General features: G+C 48.7%; 1 protein-coding gene. It reads right to left on the reverse strand.

Annotation, left to right across the window (positions count from 1 at the left end; translation table 11 throughout):
• Positions 1-156: 156 nt before the first annotated feature.
• Positions 157-1820 (reverse strand): endonuclease MutS2 (locus tag H740_RS03835; protein WP_002951468.1); only part of this gene is annotated, 1664 nt, incomplete at its 5' end.

Raw genomic sequence — 1820 nt, forward strand, 5'->3', positions numbered from 1 at the left:
CTTCAAATTTGAGCGTAAAACGATAAGGTGAAGTATTTTTGTCATAGACGAGGCGGATAAGCAAGAGCAAAGGAGCGTATATATAATACGTGACTGCAGCCCGCAGCAAGATCCAACGAAGTATAGGGCAAAAAGACAAGCCGCTGCAAGGCAAATTTACAGCCGCACTATCTGCGCTCCAAATCCCCCCTGCCCCGCCGGCGCATCGAAAAACTCCTTCACGCTCGGATGTTCGCGCAGGAAATTTTTGACTGCGTAGGCGAGCTTGCCCGTGCCGATGCCGTGATACACCTGCACCTCGTCAAAGCCCATCACTAGGCTATCTGAGATAAATTTATCCAGTTTTTGCACCGCTTCGTCCGCGCGCAGACCGTGCAGATCAAGCGTGACGCTGGCATTTTGCGGCTTTTGCACGCTTAAATTTATGCCTGATTTTTTAGGCGGTGCGGGCGTTTCGCCGCTGATTTTTAGCTGATTTATCGGCACGCGCATGCTCACGTTATCCGTTTGTATCACGGCGTCGTTTTTACTTAGACTTGCTACGACGCCCTTTATCTTGCCGTATTTTACGCGGTCGCCGACCTTTAGCTGGGGTGGGGCGGAGATTTCGGGCTTTTGCACGGCGCGTTTGGCCTCGTTCGCGCGGTTTAGGGCGCGCTGTTTTTCCTTGGTATCATCTAGATTTATCGCGCGTCTAGCCTCGTTTATCGCCTTAAAATACTCCCGCTCCAATCGCGTTATAACCTCGTGCTGCTCGGCCTCAGCGCGCTCTTTTTGCTCTTTTAAATTTTCGATTAGGGAGTCTAGCTTTTGCTCTTTTTTCTCCGCGCTTTCGAGCTTTTCTTTGAGCTGTACTTCTAAATTTAACGTCTTTGTGATGATTTCGTTTAGATTTTCTTTGTCTTCGCCGTAGATTTTTTTCGCCTGCGCGACCAAATTTGCCGCGATGCCGTATCTAGCCGCGGTCTCAAAGGCGTATGATTTGCCGATCGTACCCTTTAAAAACTCAAATTTAGGCCGCGAGTTTTCCTCATCATATAGCGCCGCGACTAGCTCAACGTCGGGGTTTTTAGCTAGCAGCATAGCAAGGCGCTTGTGGTGAGTGGTGATGATCATCTTGATATCCTGACTTATCAGCCGCTCGATCATCACGCCATACAGGCTCGCCGCCTCCTCAAAGTCCGTTCCCAGCTCAATCTCATCGACTCCGATGAGCAGATTTTTCTTCGTAAAGAGCTTAGAAAAATGCACCATACGTCCCGCAAAAGTCGAGATGTCGTTTTTCACGTTTTGCGGATCCTCGATGATGGCGTCAAATTCTTTAAAATTTCCAATCTGCGAATTTTGCGCGTTTATGCGCATCGGCAGTAGGTATTTAGCTAGAAAGGCTGCGGCTATCAGCGATTTTAGCAGCATCGACTTACCGCCCGCGTTTACGCCCGTGATTAGCAGTACCTTTTTACTAAAGTCGATGCTGATGCTTTTTGGATTTTTTAGCGCGGGATGGGCGAAATTTGCCAACTTTAAATTTGACCCGCCGCTTGGCAGCACGAACTCAAAATCCGCGCTTTTAGCCGTAAAAACCCGCGCGCAGTAGGCGTCAAATACGTCAAATGCGCCGTTTATAAATTTTAAAAACGGCAAGGCCTTGTGCATCGCGGAGCTAAAAATTTTGCAGTGCTCATAGACGATTTCCTCTTTTTTATCCAGTAGCTCGCTTTGCTCTTTTTTGAGTTTTTGGATGTTTTCTGGCGCGACGTAGAAGTAGCCGCCCGAGCTTCTAGCCACGACCGTGCCCTTTAACACGTGGTTAAACCCGC

Source organism: Campylobacter showae CC57C, assembly GCF_000344295.2.
Classification (GTDB): domain Bacteria; phylum Campylobacterota; class Campylobacteria; order Campylobacterales; family Campylobacteraceae; genus Campylobacter_A; species Campylobacter_A showae_B.